Genomic DNA, 17,031 nt, shown 5'->3' with positions numbered 1-17,031 from the left:
TGCCGATGTTCACACTTATCGGTTCGTTGAATTCAGATTTTTAAAGAACTGCCTTCGCGAAAAGCGAAGGATTTGAATTATGCAGAAGTCTTCGGCCGTTGTCAAGACCATCCTTCAAAAAAAACGCAGACGTATCCAACGCCTTCTTGAGAAAGCTCAGACGAAATGAGGTGGAGTGCTCATGTCTGGCTCGGCTGACATGTCTGCCCTACCCTACAATCAAGCGTAGACATTCGCATTAGACTTGCGCCTCAGGCTTTTGCAAAAGACTCACGCATCACACCTACGTCCCAAGCTCCAGCATTTGTAGAACCCATGACCGCATCCGCCATTCGCTCCGCCACAGGCTGTGCGACGCCCCTCACTAGGCTTCGCCGCGCCCTTCCGCCCGTGCTTCTTCCAATCCTCGCACTGGGCACGTTCGCCAGCATTGATGCGCTTCAGACGCAGATGCGCCTTCCCGAGCACGCCCTCTTCATGAGTACGGGAGACACCGTTGAACTGACAGGCGTCATTCGCGCACCACTCCCGTCCGCACCTCCCGCCCGGCGCCTGACTATCAGCCCCGACTCCGTGCCCGTCACACTCTCCGGCGTCACGACCAGTCAAAGAACGCTCTCAGACGACACCGTCTGGCGTGCCAAACTGACTCTTGGCGAGGTACCTGCACACCTTGCCTTCAAGGCAGGCATCAGTTTTCCTGACCTCCATCATGAGGCCTCCCAATCCTGGCAGATTGAAGCCTGGCCAGATCGCACATCGATGCAGGAGGCCAGTCCCTCTCTGCTCGTCTCCAAACTAGGCATTGATCCCCTGCCTGCGGCCTTCGCCTGCCTGATCTCTGCGCTCCTGCTGGCATTGCTCTACCCCGCACTCTACTTCATCGACAGGAGAACACTCGCCCGGAGCGGCTGTCTTCGCGTCTTTCACGCCCGCACGTCAGGGCCCGACACACTCCTCTACTGCGTTCAGCCTGTAAGAGATCCACCCGTTCGAGGCACTGCCTACCGGGTGCTTTCCGCCACCGGGCAGCTGCTCGGCATGGCGGTCCTAGCTGACTCAGGCCGACGACACTGCGTATTCAGACTGCATGCGACCCGAGCCCGCGCAGGCTGCATTGTCGCCGTGAAATGACAGGGATGAAAATCTCGCCCCATGAATTTAGGGCAACAAAAAGGCCTCGGTTCCTTCGAACCGAGGCCTTCATATTGGTTGCGGGGGGAGGATTTGAACCTCCGACCTTCGGGTTATGAGCCCGACGAGCTACCGGGCTGCTCCACCCCGCGGCAATTCTGTCGAAACGGACTGTTCCGTTGAGGATTTGAATATTACAGACTATTTTTTCGTTTGTCAAGAGTTCGGCAAAAATATTTTTTGACTGGGCTATGATGACAGCCTGACCTTCATCACGAACGCAAGTCCATGACAACAGATTCCGCCCAGGACGACATCCCCATCATCAGCGGCGACGCCGTCGGCTTCGACATGAGGCCCCGCATTCCCGAAGACGAGGAGCGCTTCACATTCTCCACCGTATGCCGCAGCAACGGCCTTTCTTCCCGTCTCATCATATCAGGTTACACGCAGGGTTCCTTCCCCTGGCCTGACGCAAAGGATGCGGACGCGGGACTCTATCCCTGGGGGCGACTCTTTCCGTGCACCATTCTTAAGACAGGACGCGTCAACCTCACTCATTCCATGAGAAGGCGCGTCCGTGACGCCGTCCATCGACACTATTCGGGACTTGAGCTTGAAATTCTCCTCGACTACGACTTTGACGAGGTGATTGAGGCCATTGCCGAATATCACAGGAAGCGCTCGAACGGCACCTGGATGACTCGGGACATGATTGACATGTGGAAGGCCCTCCACAGACAAAGGATCGCCCACTGCGTATCCGTCCACATCGACGGAGAGCTCGCAGGCGGCCTCTACTTCACATCCGTCGGACGGATGCTCTACGGCGAAAGCATGTTCTCCCTTCGTCCAGACGCATCCAAGCTTGCTCTCGCCGCACTGGCAGCCTTTGCAGGCATGGCGCACCTGCCCGTCATCGACTGCCAGATGCCCACCGAACACGTCATCCGCATGGGAGCCGCCGTCGTTGAAGGCAGGGCCTTTCTCAAACTCAACGAGTTTCTTGCGAGGCAATCCCATTTCCCCTGGAGTCGCTCGGAAAGCCTCAGCCTGCTTCCTTTTCTTGAGTCCGTCTATTCCGAATACGCCGAACGCACGCCGAACGATCTGACCATCGTCCATGAACAGCGCTTCGCACACGCGGGTGGAATGCTTTTCCATACGCTCGCCATCGACGGCACGTGCAACTACTATGAGGACGGTCGCAGATCCACGATGGAAGTCATTCCACTTGCTTCCACCGATCCCCGCGTCACGCCCATGTACAACCGTCTGATCGAGGCCGGCTTTCGACGCGACAGCACTTACCTGTACAGACTTGCCTGCAACGAATGCCGTCGGTGCATCCCGACTCGCATCGACGTTCACGCCTTCAGGCCTGACGACACAATGCGCCGCACGATGAAGCGCAATGCATCACTCGTCATGCGCGAGCTCAAGCTGGCCCCCATGACGGAGGAACAGTACGAACTCTACAAGCGCTACCAGGACTCGCGCCATCGCCGCAGCGTCATGGCGGACATGGACCGCAGCACGGTAAGCACGGTGCTCTTCTCCACGTGCTCGGACACCCGCCTCCTTGAGTTTCGGACTTCCCCTGATGCCCCTCGCCCCAACGAGCTTAAGATGGTTTGTATAATAGATTGTTTAGACAACGCACTCAGTGCCGTCTATACGTTCTTCGACCCCGATGTTCCCAAGCTGAGTCTCGGGACTTTCGGCATCCTCTCCGAAATCGAATATGCCCGTCGAAACGGCCTCAGTTACGTGTATCTGGGGTACTGGCTTCCCGGCTATCCAGGCATGGACTACAAGACGCGCTTCCAGCCAATGGACATATTCTGGGAGAACGGCTGGATGCCGGAACGAAAATTTACAGCCGACCCCAAGCTTCTCGACCCAACGTCCCTTTAGATCATCATGCTTTACTCGCTTTGCCGCCGCGTGCTGTTTTCGATGCAGCCGGAAACCGCTCACAACGTCACCATGGCCAACCTCGACTGGGCCACGCATCTCGGACTTCACAAGCTCCTGACGCACATGCCTGACGAGGATCCGGTTGAAGTGATGGGCCTGCGCTTCCCCAACACGATCGGTCTTGCCGCCGGCATGGACAAGGACGGCATCCGCGTGAACGCCTTCGGCGCCCTCGGCTTCGGCCACGTCGAAATCGGCACGATCACGCCGCTCGCCCAGCCCGGCAATCCGAAGCCCCGCTGCTTCCGCGTCATCCCGGCCAAGGGCATCATCAACCGCATGGGCTTCAACAACGAAGGCTGCGACAAGGTGATCGAAAACCTCCGCAGCGCCGACGCCTTCCGTCTGCGCGGCGGCATTCTCGGCATCAACATCGGCAAGAACGCCGTCACGCCGATCGAAAATGCGCTTTCCGACTATGAAAAGTGCCTCGACAAGGTCTACGACCACGCCGACTACATCGCCGTCAACATCTCCTCGCCCAACACGAAGAATCTTCGCCAGCTTCAGGGCGCCGACAAGTTCGACCATCTTGTTTCCGGCATCGTAACCCGCCGCCAGCAACTCAAGGACGCCCGCAACGGCAAGCACGTGCCCATCGCTGTCAAGCTTGCCCCCGATCTTGAAAACGAAGAGATCCTGCGTTGCGTCGACACGCTCATCGAGCGCGGCATCGACGCCGTGATCGCCACCAACACGACCATCACGCGCGACCGCATTCAGGGCATGCCCAACTGCACGGAAACGGGCGGCCTTTCCGGCGCTCCGCTCCGCGAACGCTCCACTGAAGTCGTCCGCCTCATCGCCGATCACGTTCAGGGTGCTCTTCCGATCATCGCCTCCGGCGGCGTCATGACGCCTCAGGATGCCGTTGAAAAGATGGAAGCGGGCGCCAAGCTCCTCCAGCTTTACACCGGCTTCATCTATTCCGGTCCGGCCCTCATCGCCGAATGTTCCGAAGCGGTCGCCCGTTGGCGAGCCGCTCAGAAGGCCTAATCAACAAGGTCTTCCTTGAGAACAAATGGGCGCTACGGCCTCGGACCGCAGCGCCCTTTTCTTTTTCCCTTCAATGACAGGATTTGCCATGCCCCGCGTTTTTGCCGCGCTTCTGCTGCCTCACGACGTGTGCGACGCTCTTGCCCGCGACGCCAAGGCTTTCGCCAGAATCGATCCTCTGGCCCGCTTCACCCGAAGCACCAACCTTCACCTGACGCTTGCCTTTGTGGGCGAGATTTCGACGATCGACGCCCGTAGACTCTCCGCCGCCCTCCGTCCGCTCTGTGCGCTTACGCCGCGCGACATCACGATCGGACGCATCGGTACGTTCGATCGACAGCGCATTCTCTACGCGGGCCTCTCCCCCGCCGAGAGCCTCGATCCCGTCGTCAACGAAGTCAGGAGTACCATCACCCGACTCGGCCTTCCGCTCGACGACAAGCCCTTCAGAGCCCACATCACGCTTGCCCGCGACTGGCGCCGCAGCCATCCGCCCATGACGCTTCCCGCCCGCACAGTCCCGCTCTCAGGCCCCGTTCTGATGGAAACCGTCAAGGATCCACGCACGGGCATGATCCGCTACCGTCAGGTCCTCTGAGAAACAGCCATCGAAGGGAGACTTTCCGCATTGCGGAAAGTCTCCCTTCTTTTTTAGTACAATGACGCCCTCATTCATCAACCCCGTACCACAGTCTCCCATGACAGACCATCCCATTCGCCCCGCCTTCTGGAACGTGCCCCTTTGGGGCGAAATCGGCGTCTATGTGCTCGGCTTCACCGCCGTCGCGCTCCTCATCGCAGGCATCCTACGCAATCGCCGCCTGTGGCTTCGAGGCGCAGAGGATCCACACCCCGTCAAGGATAGAAGAGCCCGTCTTTTCTCCGTCATCGCCGACGTCTTCACTCAGAAGAAGATCCGCGAGACGAGCGCAGGGCGCCTACACGCAGTGCTTGCCTGGGGCTTCTTCCTGCTCTTTTGCGGCACGGCGCTCGCCACGCTCGACTGGGACGTAGGCCACTACGTCTTTGATGCTCAGTTCCTTCAGGGAGGCTTCTACCTCGCCTACAAGTTCGTGCTCGACTGCGCAGGCATCGCCGTTCTGATCGCACTCGCGCTCGGAGCCGCCCGCCGCTGGTCCAAGGAGTCGGGCCTGCCCGGTGACGCACGATTTGTCTGCGCCTATCTCTCGCTCGCATTCATCGTGCTCACAGGCTTCCTTGTTGAAGGCATCCGTCTGGCGGCCACCCTGCCCGCCTGGTCCGTGTATTCGCCCATCGGGCATCTCGTTGCCAAGATGCTCCTCGCCTGCGGTCTGTCGGAGGCGGAACTACGTCTGCTTCACACCTGGATCTGGACGATTCACGGCATCTCATCCCTTGCCTTCATTGCAGCCGTTCCGCTTACTTATTACGCGCACGTCTACCGCACACCTGCAGGGCTCTTCACCCGTGAGGAAAAGCCCGCAGGCCTCCTTCGCAAGATCGACGACATTGAGGAGCAGGAAACGTTCGGCGTCTCCAGCTTCAGTCAGTTCACGACCCGCGAGCGAACGGCCTTCGACGCCTGCACGGAATGCGGCCGTTGCACGGCCGCCTGTCCTGCGGTCCGCGCAGGAACGCCGCTTGATCCTCGAGCCCTGATCGTTTCACTGCGTGACCGCATGCACATGGAGGAGAAGACCGAAGAAGCAGCCGCGCTTCCGTCTCTCGAGGAAACCGTCTCCCGCGACGCCCTCTGGTCCTGCACAACCTGCGGCGCCTGCTCACGCGCCTGCCCTGCCGGCATCAGTCTCCCCGAAATCATCGTCAACATGCGCCGCCATCTGGCGCTCGAAGCAGGCGACTTCCCTGAAGGCGTCGCCAATGCGCTCGAAAACACCGCCTCCGTCGGCAATCCCTGGGGACTTGATCCCTACGAACGCCTCGATTGGGCCAAGGATCTTGATGTTCCGGTCGCAGAAAGCGGTGTTCACTACGACGTCCTCTACTGGGTTGGCTGCGCCGCCAGCTACGACCGCCGCGCTCGCAAGATCGCACGCAGCATGGTGAGGATTCTCAAGGCCACAGGGGTCAACTTCGCCGTCATGGCCGAAGAGCGCTGCCACGGCGAGTTCGCCCGCAGACTCGGCGAGGAATACCTCTACCAGACCGCTGCTCAGGAAAACATCGGAAACTTCGCCCAATATGACTTCGACCGCATCCTGACGGCCTGCCCCCACTGCTTCAATACGCTCAAGAATGAATATCCGTCCTTCGAGGACTTCCGCTGGCCCGTGGTCAGTCACGCTGTTTTCATTGACGAACTCATGAAGGCAGGCAGTCTTCCGTACGTCAAGTCCGAAGGGCTCAGTGCGGTCTACCACGATCCCTGCTACCTCGCGCGCATCAACGGCATCGTCGCAGAGCCCCGCAGCGTGCTCAACTCCGTCTGTACCGTCCTCAAGTCCCCCGCCGAATCCGGCGAGCGCACGCTCTGCTGCGGTGCGGGCGGTGGGCAGATGTGGATCGACAGGCACGGCTCCAACTCCGTCAACGTCATCCGCCTGAAGGACCTCCGCGCCTCGGGAGCAGACACCATCGCCGTATCCTGCCCGCACTGTCTCACGATGCTCGAGAGCGCCCGAGCCGTTACCCGGGATGCTGAGTCGGTCAGCATCTCCGACATCGCCGAACTCGTCGCCGCCGCGCTTCCTGAAGAGGACGCCTCCAAATGACGGAGAGCTCCGAATCCAGACACGGCATTCAGGTGCTTGACCGAGCGAACCGTCTGCTTGCCAGACTGGAGGCCTCGTCCGAACCGCTCGCCCTGACAACGCTCGCCCGGGAAACGGGACTTTCAGCCTCGACGGCCCACCGAATTCTGGGGTCTCTCTCGGCCATGGGATTCGTCAAGCAGAATCCCGCCGGACAGTGGAGTCTTGGACTCAGGCTGTTGGAACTCGGCAACCTTGTCTACGAGCGCTTCACGGTGCGCCAGCGCGCTCTTCCGTTCATGCAGCAGCTTCACGCCGCAACAGGCATGACGGTGAATCTGGCCATTCGCGACAACGACAGGCTGCTCTACATCGAACATGTGCTTGCGCCTGAATACAAGGCCAACCAACTTCGCCGCATCGGGTCTTGGGCACCTCTGCACATCACGTCAGGCGGCAAGCTCTTTCTGGCACGCATGTCACCTGACGAAGTTCGCGGCTACACGGAAAGAACAGGCCTGAAGGCAGGGACGCAGAACTCCATTCAGTCCCTCGACCACCTGCTCGTGACCCTTGCGCACGCCCGTGAAACCGGCTGGGCTTATGACCGCGAGGAGTACGAGTCAAACGTGCACTGCGTTGCCGCACCGATCTTCGGTGCCGGCGGCAGGCTGATCGCCACGATCTCGCTCGCCGCCCATCGTTCCAACGAGTTCACCCCCGAGCGGATCGCCAAGCTCTGCGGCATCGCCCAGTCGATATCCTCCGCCATGGGCGCAGGGATCGGAGAGCGCACCAAGGGAAAGGGGTACGGTGACGGCTAACCCCAATGCAATGAAAAGCCCGCCTGTCAGGGGAAGCCTGACGGCGGGCAAATTCGTTTCAGCCAAGATGAAGGCTGTCAGAACACCTCGTAGGGATGCAACGAATCGAACTGCTCGTTGATGCGATCCTCATTTTCCACAAAGGTTCGCATGGTCTGCATGTCGGCCGCACGCTGCGCGCTGTTCGGACTGTCAAGGAGCACCATGACGACGCGTCGATCGGCAAACTCACTCTGCACGACCATGCAGCGGCCGGCCGCCGTCGTAAAGCCCGTCTTCTGCACGCCGATGTTCCAGTCGGGATTGCCGATCAGGCGATTGGTCGTCACAAGCTTCAGTTGCCGGCGCCCCGCAGGAACGCTCGCGAACTGCAACGTAGACGACTCGCGAATCACCTCATGCTTGTGCGCCTCTGCGACAAGCTTCGCAAGATCACGCGCCGTGGAGTGATTTCGATTGTCCAACCCCGACGGATCCGCAAAAACGGAATCCGTCATGCCGAGACGTTCCGCCGTTTCATTCATCTTCATGACAAAGGCCTTGCGCCCGCCCGGATAGGTGCGCGCAAGCGCAGTCGCGGCCCTGTTGTCGCTCGACATCAGGGCGGCCTTGAGAACGGCTCCGCGCGTCATGCGCATGCCGCTCCTCAGCTTTGAGCGGGCGCGGCTTCGCACATAGTCCTCTCGGGAGATGCGGAGCCTTTCATTCATCTGCAGGCCGCTCTCCGCAATGACGAGCGCCGTCATGAGCTTCGTGACCGATGCGATCGGCAGCTCAACGCCGGCATTCTTGCTGAAGAGCTCCTCGCCTGTATCCTGATCGACGGCAAGCGCCACGCTGCTGCCAAGACTCAGCAGGTCGGGCGTCTGCCTGAGACCGGCGAGCGTCGCCTGAGAGGGTGCCGTCACGCGCCTGCGCGCCTGTCTGCGCGGCTTCTTGCTCGACTTCTTGACCGCATGTTTGGCCCTGCCCAGCGTCTTGCGGCTGTTCGTACGCTTGACGGAGGTGGTCTTCTTGACGGTCTTTCTGACCGACGTCTTCTTTACACCCGCCTTCACTGCCTTCTGAGTCGTCGCCGCCTGCACGGGCGTCACAACAACCGACGGGCCTGCCGCCACGAATGCGCCTAGCCCAAGTGCCAACACGATTTTCTTCAAGCTGAATTTCACGACCACCGCCCACGACCTACAGAAGGTCCGTCAAATCCCAAACAAGCCGCTGCGCCGGATGCGCCGGCGCAGTACATTTTGTTAATTTTAAAAGTTACTGTCGGATTGCGGAACCGACGGCATCAAGAAACCCGACACCGTACGCGAGAGAAAATCGTTAGCACTTGTTTCTGCAAGACGTCGTCAAGTGTCATAGTCTCGTGATCGACATCCACACGCGCTCGAGACGCTTGACACTCACTGGCATCGGCGTTCGCAGCTGCTGGGCGAAAAGCGAGACGCGGAGCTCCTGCAACATCCATCCGAATTCATCAAGACGAGAGTCGGGCTGTCCGCGACGCGCCGCACGAGCCCTCATGAGCGGTACGGAAAGCCTCTCGATGTCCGCACGGCGGGATTCGTCGCGTACGGGATCGTCACGATAGCGGTCAAGCCTGTAGTGCACCGCCCTCAGATAGCGGGGATAGTGCGCGAGCTGAGAAAGCGGCACCGTCGTCAGAAAATCCTTTCTGAACAGATCGTTGAGCTGAGCCTCAATGTCATCCGTCAGAGCCTTCTCGCCGCTCAGACGGCGAAGCTTCAGGGGAATGCCTGCGGCCTCCGTCACAATCTCGGTGAGAAGACGCGAGATTTCACCGGCCACCAGCGTGAGGCGCCCCTTCACGTCCTCGCGTCGCTCCCTGAAGCTTGCCTCATCGTGAGGCCAGGGTTCGGCAAGCGCCGTTGCCTCGAGCGCGCAGTCGACGACGGAAGTCGACAGCGTGTCCGCGCTCTCGAAGAGTCTGGACAGTCCTGGCACCGTCTGAGCCTGCATCTGCACGCGGCCAAGATCTCGAAGCGTTCTTTCAACGAACTTCACCTGCTCGCGAAGAGCGAGCCTGAAGAGACGCAGAAGCCCCTTTCTGTGCTCTCGACGGGCCTCCAGCGGATCATCGTAGACCTCGATTGCACAGTCGGTTCCGCGATCCGTAAGCGCAGGATGACCGATCAGGGTCTGCCCCCTGCGGGAAATCTCCATGAGCTCAGGAAGCTCGCCGAAGGTCCAGTCGGTGATGCCGTCCTCAAGATCCTTTGCTACAGCCGCATCCTCCTGAGCGACGTGGCGAAAAGTCTCCTGTGCCGCCTCGCCGAACTCGGCGCGCAACTGTGCAAGATTGCGCCCCATGCCGATCTGGCGACCATGCTCGTCCAACACCTTGAAGTTCATGATGAGATGCGGCGGCAGCTGCTCGAGCTTGAAGTCTCCGACAGTGCAGGGAACGCCAGTCTGGGACCGCACGTCGTCGGCAAGCGCTTCAAGGAAGCCCTTCGCCTGCGGCTCTCCCTCCTTCGTTCGCGTGAAGAAGCCGCCCGCAAAATCGGCAATCGGCACGCAGTGGCGCCTGATCTTCTGCGGGAGCGACTTGAGCAGCGTCTGAGCCTTCTCCTTCACCATGCCCGGCACGAGCCATTCGGCGCGTACGGCGTCGAGCTGGTTGAGGGCGTAGAGCGGCACCGCAAGCGTCAGACCGTCCCGGGGACTGCCGGGCTCGAAGTGGTAGTTGAGTGCCATCGAAATACCCGCCATCTCCATCGTCTTCGGGAAATAGTGGTTGGTGACGCCTGATGCGTCATGACGCATCAGCTCGTCACGGGACATGAAGAGCGCCTTCGGATCGTCGCGGGAGGTTGCCTTGAGCCACTTCAACAGCGTCGACGTGGAGACGACATCTGCCGGAATCCTCTCATCGTAGAAGGCGAACATCAGCTCGTCGTCCACAAGCACGTCGGGGCGGCGAGTCTTGTGCTCGAGATCCTGAATCTCCCTGACCAGCCTGGCATTGTGTGCATAGAACTCCGCACGGCCATCCCAATCGCCCTCAACGAGCGCTTGACGGATGAAGAGTTCGCGTGCGAGCTTCGGATCGTGCGGCGCAAAGCTCACCCTACGCTGCTGGTAGATCGTGAGACCGTAGAGCGTGCCGCGCTCGAATGCAACAACCTCCCCTCGGCTCTTCTCCCAATGGGGCTCGGTCCAATTCCTGCGAAGCAGATCGCCTGCAGCCGCCTCGATCCATTCGGGCTCGATGTCCGCCACGCAGCGCGCGAACATGCGGGACGTTTCGACGATTTCGGCAGCCAGAATCCAGCGACCCGCCTTCTTGGCGCGCGCCGATCCAGGCCAGATCCAGAACTTGATGCCGCGAGCGCCAAGGTAGGGAGGCGCACGAAAGTCGCTTTCGACGGCCTTAGAGCCGATGTTGCCCAGAAGACCTGTCAGCAGGGCGCGGTGCACCTGCTCGAAGGTGGCGGGCGACGTGTTCCTGCGCCAGCCGAGCTCGTCGGTGAGCTGCACGAGCTGACGGCGAACATCGCGCCATTCGCGCAGGCGCCTCACCGAAAGGTAGCGCCTGTGAAGCTCGGCCTCAAGCTTGCGGTTGCTTTCCTTCTCGGCATTGGCCTTTTCATACCAGTTCCAGAGCTTGACGTAGGAAAGGAAGTCAGACTTTTCGTCCGCAAGCTTCCTGTGCGCCTCATCCGCCGCCTGCTGTGCATCGGCGGGACGCTCTCTCGGATCCTGAATGGAGAGCCCTGCGCAGATCGTCAGCAGCTCTTCAAGGCTGCCCTGTTCGGAGCCTGCAAGCAGCATGCGGCCGAGACGCGGGTCGACGGGAAGCCTAGCGAGCTCCCTGCCCACGCGCGTGAGTTCGCCTTCCTCGGTGACGGCGTTGAGCTCCTGCAGAATGGCAAAACCGTCCGCAATCGCGCGGGGCGGCGGCGTCTGAACGAACGGAAATTCGCGCACGTCGCCCAGCTTGAGCGAAATGGCGCGCAGGATGACGGCGGCAAGGTTCGAGCGCAGAATTTCGGGATCCGTAAAGGCGGGGCGGCGTGCAAAGTCATCCTCGCTGTACAGTCGGATGCAGATGCCGTCGGCCACGCGGCCGCATCGGCCGGCGCGTTGATTGGCGGAGGCCTGACTCACGGGTTCGATCTGAAGCTGCTCGACCTTGTTGCGATAGGAGTAGCGCTTGACGCGGGCAAGCCCCGTGTCCACGACGAACCTGATGCCAGGCACCGTGATGGAGGTTTCCGCCACATTGGTGGAGAGCACGATTCGCCTCGCTCCGGAGGGGCGGAACACGCGCTCCTGCTCTGCAGCCGTCAGGCGCGCAAAAAGCGGAAGAATCTCCGTTGTCGAGGGACGCGACTTGCGAAGAACGTCCGCGGCCTCGCGGATTTCGCGCTCGCCCGGCAGGAACACCAGAATGTCCCCGCGTCCCGAAGCCTCGAGTTCGCCCACCGCATCGTCAATCGCGCCGACGAGGGTCTTGTCGTCGGCCTCATCCATGTCCTCGATCGGACGATAGCGAACCTCGACGGGATAGGTGCGACCCGAGATCGTCAGAATCGGAGCGGGACGCCCGTCGATCTCAAAATGTCGGGCAAATCGCTCGGCGTCGATCGTGGCCGAAGTGACGATCACCTTGAGGTCGCGCCGCTTCGAAAGCAGGCGCTTCAGATAGCCGAGCAGGAAGTCGATGTTGATCGATCTCTCGTGCGCTTCGTCGATGATCACCGTGTCATAGGCGCGAAGCATCGGATCATTCTGAGTCTCGGCAAGCAGAATGCCGTCCGTCATCAGCTTGATGGTGGCGCCCGGCGACATCGTGTCGGTGAAGCGCACCTTGTAGCCCACGACTTCGCCGGGCTCGGTCTTGAGCTCCTCGGCGATGCGCTTGGCGATCGAGCTCGCCGCGATGCGGCGGGGCTGAGTGTGCGCGATCATCCCGTGAACGCCGCGCCCCGCCATCATGGCGATTTTCGGCAACTGCGTCGTCTTGCCCGAGCCGGTTTCGCCGCAGACGATCACAACCCTGTTCTCGCGGATGGCCTTCGCAACCTCCTCGCCACGCTCGGAAACGGGAAGCCCCGGCATGAGCGTAAAGGGCGGGACGGGATTGCGGCGCTCTTCATAGGAAAGACGGCGCTTCGGGGCCTCGGAGGACACCGTCTTCTGACGATCAGCTCCCTCGCGCGAATGCGTGCGCCCGCTTTGCCTTGCGGTGCCTTCGGAACGCTCGTTCCTGATGCCTGCCTGCTCACCGGAGGGCCTGCGGCCTGCTCGATCCGCTTTGGCATCGTGTCGTTTTCCCTGCGCCTCCTTCGCCTTCGTGGAAGGGGACATCTGCGCATGCTTTCGCACTGCCGACGGCTCCGCCTTCGGCGCCGTCACGGGCTGTCCGCCCCGCGACTTTGCGGGGGCCGCCATGCGGAAGGATGCACCCGACGACTTCGCCGCGTCTGCAAGCGCCGCGCCGAAGCCCCCCGTTGCGCTGAAGGCCGAAGCGCTGATGCTCGCGGTGCCCGCCTCAGCCCTCCTTGTCTCGGCCGCCTTCACGACGCGAGTCTTTTTGGCCGCACGCGCCTTCTCCTCTTCAGCTCTGGCTCTGGCCTCCCTTTCACGGGTGAGGGACACGGCATCATCAACCTGGGCCTTCACCTTCTGGAAAGCCGCAAACAGCGCACGATCGGACATAGAAAATCTTCGAATAAATGGATGGAGCCTCAGAAAGAGCTCCACGTAGAATTTGACGGACTCGCGCTACAATGTACGAACGCTTCGGGCGGCTTCATGCCGTCCGCCACACATCAATCAAGGAGCAAACAGATGGCCCGCATGGTTAACTGCGTAAAACTCAAGAAGGAAGCCGAAGGGCTCGACTACCCGCCTTTTCCCGGCGCTCTCGGCGCCCGCATCTGGCGTGAGGTGAGCAAGGAGGCATGGGCCGAATGGACGCGCCTTCAGACCATGATGGTCAACGAATACGGCCTCAACCTCGCCGACCTGTCCGCCCGCCAGCATCTGATGCAGCAGTGCGAACGCTACTTCTTCGGTGATGCCGAAGGCGTTCAGGTGCCTGAGAACTTCGTGCCGCCGAAGCCCTGATCCGCGACTGCGGACAGGTCCTCGCCGAAACACGGCCCGAAAAGCCCGCACTTCCCAAGGAAGTGCGGGCTTTTTCCTTGCAGTCGAACGGTCTGTCAGCCTCGTTCGAACGTCTGCACGCCTTCCTGCGTGCCCAGAAGCAGCACGTCGGCGCCGCGGGCGGCGAAAAGGCCCACCGTGACGACGCCGGGCCAGGCATTGATCTCGGCCTCGAGCGCCTTCGGATCCTCGATGCGAAGGCCCGAGGCATCAAGAATGTGGCAACCGTTGTCGGTGACGAAGTTACGGAGCTTCACGGTCGCGCCGAGCGCCTCGAGCTTCGCCTTCACGGCACGGGCCGCCATCGGAATGACTTCGACGGGGAGCGGGAAGGAACCGAGCACGGGCACCTTCTTCGAGGCGTCCGCAATGCAGACGAAGCGGCCGGAAATGGACGCGACGATCTTTTCGCGCGTAAGCGCGCCCCCGCCTCCCTTGATCATGGAGAAGCCCGGATCTATTTCGTCGGCACCGTCGACGTAGACGCCGATTTCGTCAACCTCGTTCATGTCGAGCACCTTGAAGCCGAGCGCTTCAAGACGCTTCGTGGAGCGCTCGCTCGAGGAGACGCAGGCGGGGATCTTTTCACGAATGCCGGGCAGCTGATCGATGAACTGATCGACGGTGGAGCCGGTTCCGACGCCGAGGATTCGGCCTTCTTCGACATAGGCGAGCGCCGCACGGGCGACCTCGCGCTTGAGTTCCTGCTGGGTAAGAGCCATGGGGGACAATTCCGGTTGGTGGTGAACGGCTCCTATTTTACCGTCCTCGCCGGCCTTTCGACGCCGGTAGCGTACTCCCTTGACCGGTTCCCGCGCCTTTTGCGCCCCTCTCTGCACTACAATGCACCCACAGCACCTTCCCAGACGAAAAACATGGCCATTGACTTCACCGACGAACAAGTCGCGTCGACCTTCCGCAAGCTGAGCGTCTCGCATGACTCGAGCGCCAACTCCCGCGTCGGCATCTACGCCTCGTGGGCCGCGCTCGTGCTCCTCGCCGCCTGCTTCTTTGTTGTCGCGGTCTTCATGATCGACGCCGACCGCCGCGCCGAAAGCGTCCGCCTCCAGCAGTCCACCGACCTCATCGTGCAGGCCGTCGAGTCCCGCCTCATGGGCACGACCGAGCTTCTGCAGAAGTCGAGCATGCGCCTCATCCACATTCCGGGCACTCCCTCACGCACGGCTGGCGCCGAACTCGCCGCCATGGCCTTCATGCAGGACCGCCGAGAGGTGGTCGACATGGCGCTCGTGGACCGCGACCGCAAGGTGCTTCGCCACTGGGCCTCGACCTCGCAGAGCGCGCTGATGCCCGACTCGCCCGAGCGCCGCATCGACGCCTCGGCCATGTACGAACCCGTACGCTCCGTACTCACGCGCGAGGCGCCCGTCGTCACCTCTCCCTATTCCGTCAAGGATACGCGCCAGGTCTTCTTCGACCTCTTCGTGCCGACTCCTGCTGACGACCAGGTCCTCATGGCGCGCATCAACCTCTCGCGCCTCATCGCCGACGCAGCCAACAGCGTGATCGGCACGACGCCCTACATCTTCTATCTTGAGGCGGACGGCAAGCCCGTCATCGACCGCAAGCAGTTCCGCACATCCGCCCGCTCGCTCACATATTCGACGAACATTCCGCTCCTCAACGATCCGTCGCTCAGGCTCGTGAGCCTCAGCAACGAGCATTCGCTCTTCACGACGGACAACCTGAAGTTCTGGGCCATCATCGCGCTCGCAGGCCTTCTTGCCGTCGCGCTCGGACTTCTCGTGAGCAACCAGCGCCAGCAGCACAAGGCCCACCAGAAGCTCTTTGCCGAGAACTCGCTTCGCGTGGCCATGAGCGACTCGTCCGTGGCAGGCATCCGCGTTACGGACCGCGAGGGCAGAATCCTCTTCGTCAACGAAACCTTTCAGAAGCTCGTCGGCTACCGCACGCAGGAGCTCATCGGCGTCATGCCTCCCTATCCATACTGGGAGGACGACATCTCCGCAACGCTTCAGGACATTCTTGCGCACCCCGAGGACCGTCAGGTGCGCTCGATCGAATTCCGCGTCCGCCGCAAGGACGGCCTGCTCTTTGACGGACAGCTCAACGTTTCTCCGCTGCTCAACGAAAACCGCCGTGTGATCGGCTGGATCGGCGAGCTTTACGACATCACCGAACAAAAGCGCGCCCGCGAGCGAATGAAGGCCGCGCACGAGCGCTTCACGCGCGTCGTGCAGTCGATGAATTCGGCGATCTGCGTGCTGGGCGGCGATCCCGATCGCCCCCGCCTTCTCTTTCGCAACACCCCCTACGAGAAGTTCTTCGGCGGCTCGCCCGACGGCGCGATCCGCCTCGTGAAGCTCATCTCCGAAAAGCACTCGCTGATCGCCCGCGAAGGCGTCTACGACGCCGAGACCAACCGCTGGTTCGACGCCCGCATGCAGTGGCTCACCTGGACGGATGACACGCCCGCACGCATGATCATCGCGACCGACATCACCAACCAGCGAGAGACCGAGCTTGCGCTCGAGGCCCAGATGAAGCGCGCCGAAACAACGCAGCGACTCGTCACGATGGGCGAGATGGCCAGCTCCCTCGCGCACGAGCTCAACCAGCCTCTCGCCGCCATCTCGAACTACGCCTCCGGCGCCAGCATGATGTTGCAGGCAGGCAAGCTCACGCGCGAGGACACGATCGGAGCGCTCGACAAGGTGAATCGTCAGGCCCAGCGCGCAGCGGCCATCATCAAGCGCATCCGCGGCTTCGCCGCCACCAAGAAGACCGAGCCTCAGTTCACGTCACTCACGCCCGAAAGCGTCGTCAATGAGACGATGGAGCTTGCACTCATTCAGGCGGAGAAGCTCAACGCACGCATCAACACGACCATCGAGCCGAACCTTCCCGCCATGACCGGCGACTCCGTCATGCTTGAGCAATTGCTTCTCAACCTGCTCAAGAACGCCATGGAGGCCGTGCAGCCCTGTCCCAACCACACGATCGATCTGGACGTGAGGCTCCACGAGAGCGGCAGCTTCATCCAGTTCAGGGTGGCCGACCACGGCACGGGCATTCCAGACGACGCCAAGACGATGCTCTTCGACGCCTTCTACTCGACGAAGGATGAGGGCATGGGCATGGGCCTCAACATCTGCCGCTCAATCGTCGAAGTCCACCACGGCCGAATCGTCATCTCCGACACGCCGGGTGGCGGCGCCACCTTTACGTTCACCGTACCCGTGGCTCGTGAACATCCTGATCTGATGTAGAATCAGGATACTTTT

11 protein-coding genes and 1 tRNA gene are annotated in these 17,031 nt (G+C 61.3%); 8 read left to right on the top strand and 4 right to left on the bottom strand.

All coding sequences use genetic code 11. The features are described from left to right. Positions 1-315 precede the first annotated feature (315 nt). Positions 316-1,134: a hypothetical protein gene (locus HMPREF3036_RS03960; RefSeq protein WP_062331780.1), complete on the top strand. Its 819-nt coding sequence runs from the start codon at positions 316-318 to the stop codon at positions 1,132-1,134. Between the two features lie 75 nt (positions 1,135-1,209). Here the strand turns inward: HMPREF3036_RS03960 and HMPREF3036_RS03955 are convergent. Beyond that, positions 1,210-1,286: transfer RNA gene (locus tag HMPREF3036_RS03955), tRNA-Met, on the bottom strand. 136 nt (positions 1,287-1,422) lie between these two features. Between HMPREF3036_RS03955 and HMPREF3036_RS03950 the strand changes: the two genes are divergently transcribed. The 5 genes from HMPREF3036_RS03950 to HMPREF3036_RS03930 all read left to right on the top strand — a co-directional run bounded on the left by HMPREF3036_RS03950 (position 1,423) and on the right by HMPREF3036_RS03930 (position 7,627). Then, positions 1,423-3,051, top strand: coding sequence for an arginyltransferase (locus HMPREF3036_RS03950; protein WP_062331779.1), 1,629 nt, complete (start codon positions 1,423-1,425; stop codon positions 3,049-3,051). A 6-nt stretch (positions 3,052-3,057) separates the two neighbouring features. Next, entirely contained in the window at positions 3,058-4,110 is a 1,053-nt protein-coding gene (locus HMPREF3036_RS03945) for a quinone-dependent dihydroorotate dehydrogenase (RefSeq protein ID WP_005436259.1), read from the top strand. A gap of 88 nt (positions 4,111-4,198) precedes the next feature. Further along, positions 4,199-4,708 carry an RNA 2',3'-cyclic phosphodiesterase gene (gene thpR / locus HMPREF3036_RS03940; protein WP_062331776.1) on the top strand — a complete coding sequence of 170 codons (510 nt, stop codon included), beginning with the start codon at positions 4,199-4,201 and terminating at the stop codon, positions 4,706-4,708. Between the two features lie 100 nt (positions 4,709-4,808). Continuing rightward, positions 4,809-6,824 (top strand): (Fe-S)-binding protein, encoded by a 2,016-nt coding sequence (locus HMPREF3036_RS03935; RefSeq protein WP_062331773.1) that lies wholly within the window; start codon positions 4,809-4,811, stop codon positions 6,822-6,824. Beyond that, positions 6,821-7,627 (top strand): IclR family transcriptional regulator, encoded by an 807-nt coding sequence (locus tag HMPREF3036_RS03930; protein ID WP_062331771.1) that lies wholly within the window; start codon positions 6,821-6,823, stop codon positions 7,625-7,627. The genes HMPREF3036_RS03935 and HMPREF3036_RS03930 overlap by 4 nt, the downstream gene beginning before the upstream one ends. Before the next feature lie 77 nt (positions 7,628-7,704). Here HMPREF3036_RS03930 and HMPREF3036_RS03925 read toward each other — a convergent pair whose 3' ends face one another. Together HMPREF3036_RS03925 and hrpA are read right to left on the bottom strand one after the other, a co-directional pair. After that, positions 7,705-8,772: a serine hydrolase gene (locus tag HMPREF3036_RS03925; RefSeq protein ID WP_231853566.1), complete on the bottom strand. Its 1,068-nt coding sequence runs from the start codon at positions 8,770-8,772 to the stop codon at positions 7,705-7,707. 214 nt (positions 8,773-8,986) lie between these two features. Continuing rightward, the gene (hrpA, locus tag HMPREF3036_RS03920; RefSeq protein WP_062331765.1) at positions 8,987-13,315 is read right to left on the bottom strand and encodes an ATP-dependent RNA helicase HrpA; all 4,329 of its coding nucleotides are present in this window, start codon (positions 13,313-13,315) and stop codon (positions 8,987-8,989) included. A 132-nt stretch (positions 13,316-13,447) separates the two neighbouring features. Between hrpA and HMPREF3036_RS03915 the strand changes: the two genes are divergently transcribed. Beyond that, positions 13,448-13,726, top strand: coding sequence for an oxidative damage protection protein (locus tag HMPREF3036_RS03915; RefSeq protein ID WP_005436245.1), 279 nt, complete (start codon positions 13,448-13,450; stop codon positions 13,724-13,726). 95 nt (positions 13,727-13,821) lie between these two features. Here HMPREF3036_RS03915 and rpiA read toward each other — a convergent pair whose 3' ends face one another. Next, positions 13,822-14,487, bottom strand: a complete 666-nt coding sequence (gene rpiA, locus HMPREF3036_RS03910; RefSeq protein WP_005436244.1) for a ribose-5-phosphate isomerase RpiA — start codon at positions 14,485-14,487, stop codon at positions 13,822-13,824. 153 nt (positions 14,488-14,640) lie between these two features. Here rpiA and HMPREF3036_RS03905 point away from each other — a divergent pair, with 153 nt between their 5' ends. Beyond that, entirely contained in the window at positions 14,641-17,016 is a 2,376-nt protein-coding gene (locus HMPREF3036_RS03905; RefSeq protein WP_062331762.1) for a PAS domain-containing sensor histidine kinase, read from the top strand. Positions 17,017-17,031: the final 15 nt, after the last annotated feature.

This window comes from Sutterella sp. KLE1602, from assembly GCF_001578585.1.
Classification (GTDB): Bacteria; Pseudomonadota; Gammaproteobacteria; order Burkholderiales; family Burkholderiaceae_F; genus Sutterella; species Sutterella wadsworthensis_A.
Note: the sequence above shows the minus strand (reverse complement) of the source record. Positions and strands in the feature narration are given on the sequence as shown.